Raw genomic sequence first — 7567 nt, 5'->3', positions numbered from 1 at the left:
CAGCGCCCGGGCCGAAGTAGTCGCTCGCGCGCACCTCCACAACCTGGATCTCCCCGCGCTTCGCGGCGGCGAGGGCGTCGAGGTCGTAGCCGTGCAGCGGCTGGCCGAGTTCGAGCATGACGTAGTTGGTCACGTCGACGACGAGCGAGATGGACCGCATGCCCGCGAGGGCGAGCCGGGTGATCATCCAGGCCGGAGTGGGCCGGGACGGGTCGACGCCGCGCACGGCGCGGGTCACGAAGACGCTCGCGCCCACGCGACCGCGGATGGGGGAAGCGTCGGCGAGCGTGACGGGGAAATCAATCGTGGAAACCGCGGTCACCGTCGCGAGGGCGGGGTCGCGGAAGGCGGCCCCTGTCGCGTGCGAGTATTCGCGGGCGATGCCGCGGATCGAGAACGCGTAGCCGCGGTCGGGGGTCACGTTGACCTCGACGGCGGTGTCGTCGAGTCCGAGGAGGGCGATCGCGTCGGTGCCGACCGGGGCGTCGTCGAGGCCGAGGTTCTTCAGGAGCAGAATGCCATCATGCTCGTCGCCGAGGCCGAGCTCGCGGGCCGAGGCGATCATGCCGTCGGAGACGTGGCCGTAGGTCTTGCGGGGCGCGATCGGGAACGGGCCGGGGAGCACCGCGCCGGGCAGGGTCACGACGACCTTGTCGCCGACGACGAAGTTGTGGGCGCCGCAGACGATGCCGTGCACGGCGGGGCCGCCGTCGGCCGCGGTTTCGTCGCCGGGCGCGACGCGCACCTGGCACCAGTTGATGATCTTGCCGTTGGTCTGCGGCTCTCCGACGAACTCGAGCACCTCGCCGACGACGATCGGGCCGGTCAGCTCGAAGCGGTGGATCTCTTCTTCTTCGAGGCCGACGCTCACGAGGGCGGCGTGTACGGCTTCGGGGGTCGTGCCGGGTTCGAGGTCGACGAATTCGCCGAGCCAGCTCAGGGGAACGCGCATCAGACGGTCATCCCGTACTGCTGGCTGAACCGTGCGTCGCCTTCGACCATGTCGTGCATATCCTTCACATCGTTGCGGAACATCAGTGCTCGTTCGACGCCGACGCCGAACGCGAAGCCCGAGTAGACCTCGGGGTCGATCCCCGCGGAGCGGAGCACGTTGGCGTTGACCATGCCGCAGCCGCCCCACTCGATCCAGCGCGCGCCGCCCTTGAAGGTCGGGTGCCAGACGTCGAGCTCGGCGCTCGGTTCGGTGAACGGGAAGTAGTTCGGCCGCAGCCGCACCTTCGCCTCCGGGCCGAAGAGGGCCTGCACGAAGTGGTCGAGGGTGCCGCGGAGGTGCGCCATCGTGAGCCCCTTGTCGACGGCGATGCCCTCGATCTGGTGGAACACGGGAGTGTGGGTCGCATCGAGCTCGTCGGTGCGGTACACCCGGCCGGGCGCGACGACGTAGACCGGCAGCTCGCGGGAGAGCAGGGCGCGCATCTGCACGGGCGAGGTGTGCGTGCGCAGCACGAGGTGTGCCTCGGGCGGGTCGATGAAGAAGGTGTCCTGCATCGCGCGCGCCGGGTGGTCCTCGTCGAAGTTGAGCGCGTCGAAGTTGAACCACTCGCTTTCGAGCTCGGGGCCTTCCGCGACCTCCCAGCCCATCGCGACGAAGACGTCGGCGACGCGTTCCTGCAGCAGGGCGAGCGGATGCCGCGCCCCGGCGTGCCAGGTCGACGCCGCTGCCGTGACATCCACCGTTTCAGCGGCGAGCTGTGCGGCGGCCTCTGCCGCGCCGATCCCCGCCTCGCGGGCGGAGAGGGCCTGGTTGACCCGGGCCCTGGCCTGGCCGACGAGCTTGCCGGCCGCCGCCTTCTGTTCCTTCGACACCGAACGCATCAGTGCGTTCAGGCGGGAGAGCGGAGACGCCTCACCGGCGTGTTCGCTCCGGGCCGCCTTGAGGGCGGACGAGTCGGCGGCGGCGGATATGGCGGCCAGGGCGGCGGTGACCGCCGCGGTCACGGCCGCTTCGGAGATTTCGGCCGGTGCGGGGTTTTCGGTGGATTCAGACACAAGTCCCAAGTTTAGTGCGTGGGCTTCGAACCGCTCCGCCGGGCGATCCGCCGGGCCAGCCACGACAGCGACAGGTTCATCGCGAGGTAGATGACGAGCACGACGAAGAAGAAGGAGAAGGAGTATCGGTTGCCGAAGAAGTTGGTCAGGTCACGCATGCTGCGCAGGAGTTCGGAGTATCCCACCACGAAGGCGAGCGAGGTGTCCTTGAGCAGCACGACGAGCTGGGCGATGATGATCGGCAGCATCTGCCGGAAAGCCTGCGGGAATTCGATCCGGAGTCGCGTCGCGATGGGGGTCAGGCCGATCGCGAGACCGGCTTCGCGCTGGCCGCGTGGGAGCGCCTTGATACCGGCCCGGAGGGCCTCGCCGATGATCGCGCCGTTGTAGACGGCGAGGGCGGCGACGCCGGCCCAGAACGATCCGGTTGAGAAGACGAGCAGGACGAACAGCATCATCAGCAGCACGGGCATGCCGCGGAAGAATTCGAGGACGACCGTGGTCGGCACCCGGATCCAGGCCGTGTCGGAGGCGCGGCCGAAGGAGAACAGCACACCGAGGACGAGGGCGAGGACGGCCGCGACACCGGCCATCTCGAGGGTCGCGAGCGCGCCGCGGCCGAGCGAGCGCCAGACCTCGAGGTCGTTGAAGACGTCCCAGCGGCTCAGGTCCCAGAGTCCGGGCTGCACGGCGCCGTTGGCGCTCGCCTTCGGGGCTCCCAGGGCGAGCACGAGGGCGACGACACCGACGGCGATCACGGCGACGCCGACGTAGGAGATGATGCGGGACATCCGCCGGGCCTTGGGGCCTGGCGCATCGTAGAGGACCGAGGTCATCGGAGCACCGCCACTCTCTTCTCGACCCGGCCGGCGATGATGCCGAGGGTCACGGTGATCAGCAGGTAGAAGACGGCCACCGCGAGCAGGATTGCGAGAACCTGGTCGCCGCGGTCGTTGGTGACCTGGCGGGCGGCGCCGAAGAGTTCGAAGACGAAGAAGGCGCCGGCGACGGAGGTGTTCTTCGCGAGGGCGATGAACACGTTGATCAGGGGCGGCACGACCATCCGCAGCGCCTGCGGCAGGATCACGAAGGCGAGCGACTGGCCGAAGCCGAGCCCGATGCTGCGGGCGGCCTCGGCCTGGCCGACGTGCACGCCGTTGATACCGCTGCGCACGGCTTCGGCGACGAACGGCGAGGTGTAGACGGTGAGGCCGATCGCTGCGAGCGTGAAGTAGCCGGGCGAGAACTGCAGGTATGGCAGCAGGAACGCGCAGAAGAAGAGGATCAGGGTCAGGGGTGTGTTGCGGATGATCTCGGTGTAGACCGTGGCGAAGCCGCGGAACGAGCCGATGGGCGAGATGCGCAGGCCGGCAACGATCAGGCCGAGAATGAGTGCGCCCACCCCGGAGATGACGAGCAGGCCGAGGGTGTTTCGAAAGCCTTCGAGGAAGACCGGCAGGTTATCGATGACTGCGTCCATGCCTCAACTCCTCTTCTATGTCTGTGTCTGTGGGTGTCGGTGGGTGCATTCGAACGCGAGGCCGGGCGTATGCCGCATCAGGCATCCGCCCGGCGTCGCGCGGGTTCTAGTAGCGGTTGATGGTCGGCGGGGTGGGGGTGTCGAGGACCTTGCCTGCGGTGGCCTCCCAGGCCGCTGCCCAGGTTCCGTCGGTGAAGGAGGCGTCCAGGGTGTCGTTGATGAAGGCGCGGAATTCGGTGTCGTCCTTCTTCAGCCCGATGCCGTACGGCTCCTTGGTGAATGGCTTGCCGACGACCTCGAATTCGCCGGAGTTCTGGTCGGCGAGACCGGCGAGGATGACGTTGTCGGTCGTGACCGCGACGACTTCACCGCTGCGCAGCGGGCCGAGGCAGTTGGAGTAGGTGTCCGTCGCGATCACGTTGGTCGTGTACGCGGCGATGTTCTTCTCAGAGGTCGAGCCGCTCACGGTGCAGACCGGCTTCCCAGTGAGGTCTTCTGGCCCGGTGATCTTGTTCGGGTTCCCGGCGAGCACGAGCAGGTCCTGTCCGGCTTCGTAGTACGGGCCGGCGAAGGAGACGACCTCCTTGCGCTTGTCGTTGATCGTGTAGGTCGCGATGACGATGTCGACCTGGCCGTTCGTGATGAACGGTTCCCGGTTGGCCGACACGGTCTCGACCCAGTTGATCTTGTCCGCTGCGATGCCGAGCTTGGCCGCGATGAGCTTGCCGATCTCGACGTCGAATCCGACGGGGCCGTTCGGGCCCTTGAGTCCGAACAACGGCTGGTCGAACTTGGTGCCGATGGTGATCTTGCCTGCTTCGGCGAGCTTGGCCATGGTCGTGCCCGGCGCGAACGTCGGGGTGGCGGCGACGGGGGCCGCAGAGGGGGATGCACCGGAGTCGGTGCAGGCGCTGAGCGTGAGAACGCTCGCGAGGGCAATGGCAGAAATCACTAGACCTTTATTGAGTCGCATGGTGTCCTCCTGGGTGCTGTGTGCGGGGATCGCCGGTCGTGTGACCGGCAAGTACTGCGGGAAGAGGATCCTCAGTGCGCGAGGATCTTCGAAAGGAAGTCTTTGGCGCGGGTGGTCTGCGGGTTGGTGAAGAAACGGTCCGGGGTCGATTCCTCGACGATCTCGCCCTCGGCCATGAAGATGACCCGGTTGGCGGCCCTGCGGGCGAAGCCCATCTCGTGGGTGACCACGATCATGGTCATTCCGTCGTTGGCGAGATCGATCATGACCTCGAGAACCTCGTTGATCATTTCGGGGTCGAGTGCGCTCGTCGGCTCGTCGAGGAGGATGACCTTGGGTTCCATGGCGAGGGCCCTGGCGATCGCGACGCGCTGCTGCTGGCCGCCGGAGAGCTGAGCGGGCATCTTGTGGGCCTGGTCGGCGACGCCGACCCGCTCGAGGAGGGCCATCGCCCGGGTCTCGGCGTCGGCCTTGGACAGCCCGCGCACCTTGATCGGCCCGAGGGTGACGTTCTGCAGCACCGTCATGTGCGCGAACAGGTTGAACGCCTGGAAGACCATGCCGACGTCTGCCCGCAGCCGGGCCAGGCCCCTGCCCTCTTCGGGAAGGGCCTGACCGTCGATCGTGATGACGCCGGAGTCGATCGTCTCGAGGCGATTGATCGCCCGGCAGAGCGTGGACTTGCCCGACCCGCTCGGGCCGATGACGACGACGACCTCGCCACGGGTGACGACGGCGTTGATGTTCTTGAGGACGTGCAGCTCGCCGAAGTGCTTGTTGACATCGGTAACGACCACGAGGGGCTCGCCCCGACGCACCGTGATGTTCGACGTAGCCGGCGTGGGATCTGTAGGCTCCATATCCCCCAATCTAGGGGAAATTGTTAGCAGCGCAAACCAATCCGCACGCCGGCGGGCCCGGTTCCCGCGACTAGCTGCGCTGCGCGAAGGCGCTTTCGTACAGGCAGACGGATGCCGCGGTCGCGAGGTTCATCGATTCGGCGTGGCCGTAGATCGGCACGGTGATCGAGCGGTCGACGAGGGCCAGGTCCTCATCGGTCAGGCCGCGGGCCTCGTTGCCGAACAGCCAGGCTGTCGGCGCGAGAAGGAGTCCCTGATTGCGGGCGGCGAGCAGGTCGGTGCCCTTGATGTCGGCGGCGAAGATCTGGAGGCCGGCGAAGCGGGCGCGCTCGCGGACGTCGTCAAGGGTGACGCCGACGGCGACGGGCAGGTGGAAGATCGAGCCCGTGGACGAGCGCACGACCTTGGGGTTGTAGAGGTCGACGCTGCGACCGGTGAAGATCACGGCGTCGGCGCCGGCGGCATCCGCTGCCCGGATGATCGTGCCGGCGTTGCCCGGGTCGCGCACCTCTTCGAGGATCGCGATGAGCTTCGGTTCCTTGGCGAAGATCTCCTTGACCGAGGTGGGGAACTGGTGGCAGACCGCGACGAAGCCCTGCGGGGTGACGGTGTCCGCCATCGTCTCGAGGACCTGCTCGGTGACGAATTCGACGTCGACGCCCGCATCGACGGCGGTTTCGGCGATCTCGGGGTGGCGCTCGAGGGCCGTCGGGGTTGCGTACAGCTCGACGACGAGCTCCGGACGGAAGTTCAGGGCCTCGGCGACGGCCTGCGGGCCCTCGAGAAGGAACAGCCCGGTCTCGGAGCGCGCGGCCCGGTTCGACAGCTTCGCAACGGCCCGCACGCGCGGAGAACGGGGATTATCTAACATGCTCCCAGCCTACTTGCCGGGGCTGTGGCGGCGCGGTTGCCGCGCTGACAGCCGGCCATAGCCATCTCATAGCGCCGGCATAGCTGGCCCATGGACGCACTCGGCAAGCTCAAAGGATCAACCTTTGGAGGAGCCATGACCGGCCACATCGTTCCGGGTCACGTGACCCGCCCACCCGTATCCGTGCCGCGCACATCCGGCGCGACCACAGGGTCCAGCACGTCCGGCGCCGCCGCGCCGTCGACGGCGCGCCGCGGACTGATCGCCCGGATCATTCTCGGAGAGCACACGGACGCCGCCTGGATCCGGCCGTCGTTCTGGGCGCTCCTGATCGTCACCGGCCTGCTCTACCTCTGGAACCTGAGCGAGAGCGGCTGGGCGAACAGCTTCTACGCCGCCGCGGTGCAGGCAGGGTCCAGGAGCTGGACCGCCCTGTTCTTCGGATCTCTCGACTCCTCGAACTTCATCACCGTCGACAAGCCGCCGGCATCGCTCTGGGTGATGGGGCTCTCGGCGCGGATCTTCGGTTTCTCGAGTTGGAGTGTGCTCGTGCCGCAGGCGCTGATGGGCGTCGCGGCCGTCGCCCTCGTCTTCGCGACCGTGCGGCGCAGCCTCGTGGCCTTCGGCCAACGGCTGGGCGCCGTCGGCGGGCTCGTGGCCGGCGCGGTGCTCGCGTTCACGCCCGCCGCGGCGCTGATGTTCCGCTTCGACAACCCCGATGCACTCCTGACGGTGCTGATGACGGCTGCCGCGTACTGCGTGGTCCGCGCGCTGCCCGCCGCGAGCTGGCGCTGGCTCGCCCTCGCCGGCGTCGCCCTCGGCTTCGCCTTCCTGACCAAGATGCTCCAGGGCCTCCTCGTGCTGCCGGCCTTCGGCCTCGCCTACCTGCTCCTGGCGAATACGACCGTCTGGCGCCGCCTCGCACACCTCGGCGTCGCCGCGGGCGCCCTCGTCGTGTCGGCGGGGTGGTGGGTGCTCGCGGTCGCCCTGTGGCCGGCATCCGCTCGCCCATACATCGGCGGGTCCACGGACAACACCGTGCTCGACCTCGTCTTCGGCTACAACGGCCTCGGTCGGATCTTCGGGGCGACCGCAGGCGGCGGCGGAAACGCGGGGGGCAGCACGACAGCCGCGGCCGGCTCGAGCTTCGGCGGAGCGACCGGGCTCAGCCGCCTGTTCAGCAGCGAGATGGGCCTCGAGATCTCGTGGCTGCTGCCGACGGCGCTGCTCGCCCTGGTCCTCGGTCTCTGGGCCACCCGGAAGCGGCACCGTACCGACGGCGCCCGCGCTGCTCTCGTGATCTGGGGCGGCTGGCTGCTCGTGACGGGACTCGTCTTCAGCTACATGAGCGGCACCATCCACCCGTACTACAC

General features: G+C 68.2%; 8 protein-coding genes. 1 reads left to right on the top strand and 7 read right to left on the bottom strand.

All coding sequences use genetic code 11. The features are described from left to right. From QN345_RS13260 to QN345_RS13230, 7 genes are all read right to left on the bottom strand, one after another. On the bottom strand, positions 1-952 hold a 952-nt coding region (locus QN345_RS13260), incomplete at its 3' end, for a phenylalanine--tRNA ligase beta subunit-related protein (RefSeq protein WP_323508745.1). Then, on the bottom strand, positions 952-2010 hold the full coding sequence (pheS, locus tag QN345_RS13255) for a phenylalanine--tRNA ligase subunit alpha (protein WP_323508744.1): 1059 nt from the start codon (positions 2008-2010) through the stop codon (positions 952-954). The genes QN345_RS13260 and pheS, both read right to left, overlap by 1 nt. 11 nt (positions 2011-2021) lie before the next feature. Next, positions 2022-2846, bottom strand: a complete 825-nt coding sequence (locus tag QN345_RS13250; RefSeq protein WP_134447001.1) for an amino acid ABC transporter permease — start codon at positions 2844-2846, stop codon at positions 2022-2024. After that, positions 2843-3490 (bottom strand): amino acid ABC transporter permease, encoded by a 648-nt coding sequence (locus QN345_RS13245; protein WP_134446999.1) that lies wholly within the window; start codon positions 3488-3490, stop codon positions 2843-2845. Before QN345_RS13245 ends, QN345_RS13250 begins: the two co-directional genes overlap by 4 nt. Before the next feature lie 106 nt (positions 3491-3596). Further along, positions 3597-4463 (bottom strand): glutamate ABC transporter substrate-binding protein, encoded by an 867-nt coding sequence (locus QN345_RS13240; protein ID WP_134559719.1) that lies wholly within the window; start codon positions 4461-4463, stop codon positions 3597-3599. Positions 4464-4534: 71 nt separating this feature from the next. Further along, positions 4535-5323: an amino acid ABC transporter ATP-binding protein gene (locus QN345_RS13235; protein WP_134446995.1), complete on the bottom strand. Its 789-nt coding sequence runs from the start codon at positions 5321-5323 to the stop codon at positions 4535-4537. A 70-nt stretch (positions 5324-5393) separates the two neighbouring features. After that, a complete protein-coding gene (locus QN345_RS13230; RefSeq protein ID WP_322136128.1) occupies positions 5394-6194 on the bottom strand; it encodes an RNA methyltransferase in 801 nt (266 codons plus the stop codon). 135 nt (positions 6195-6329) lie between these two features. Between QN345_RS13230 and QN345_RS13225 the strand changes: the two genes are divergently transcribed. Further along, on the top strand, positions 6330-7567 hold a 1238-nt coding region (locus QN345_RS13225; protein ID WP_323508743.1), incomplete at its 3' end, for a glycosyltransferase family 39 protein.

It is taken from the genome of Cryobacterium sp. 10I1 (assembly GCF_035019805.1).
In the GTDB taxonomy this organism is placed as follows: domain Bacteria; phylum Actinomycetota; class Actinomycetes; order Actinomycetales; family Microbacteriaceae; genus Cryobacterium; species Cryobacterium glucosi.
Note: the sequence above shows the minus strand (reverse complement) of the source record. Positions and strands in the feature narration are given on the sequence as shown.

Excerpts from the sequence above, each read along its gene's own strand:
- QN345_RS13230 (WP_322136128.1), bottom strand. The coding sequence starts at position 6,194 with ATGTTAGATAATCCCCGTTCTCCGCGCGTGCGGGCCGTTGCGAAGCTG.
- QN345_RS13245 (WP_134446999.1), bottom strand. The coding sequence starts at position 3,490 with ATGGACGCAGTCATCGATAACCTGCCGGTCTTCCTCGAAGGCTTTCGA.
- QN345_RS13240 (WP_134559719.1), bottom strand. The coding sequence starts at position 4,463 with ATGCGACTCAATAAAGGTCTAGTGATTTCTGCCATTGCCCTCGCGAGC.
- QN345_RS13235 (WP_134446995.1), bottom strand. The coding sequence starts at position 5,323 with ATGGAGCCTACAGATCCCACGCCGGCTACGTCGAACATCACGGTGCGT.
- QN345_RS13250 (WP_134447001.1), bottom strand. The coding sequence starts at position 2,846 with ATGACCTCGGTCCTCTACGATGCGCCAGGCCCCAAGGCCCGGCGGATG.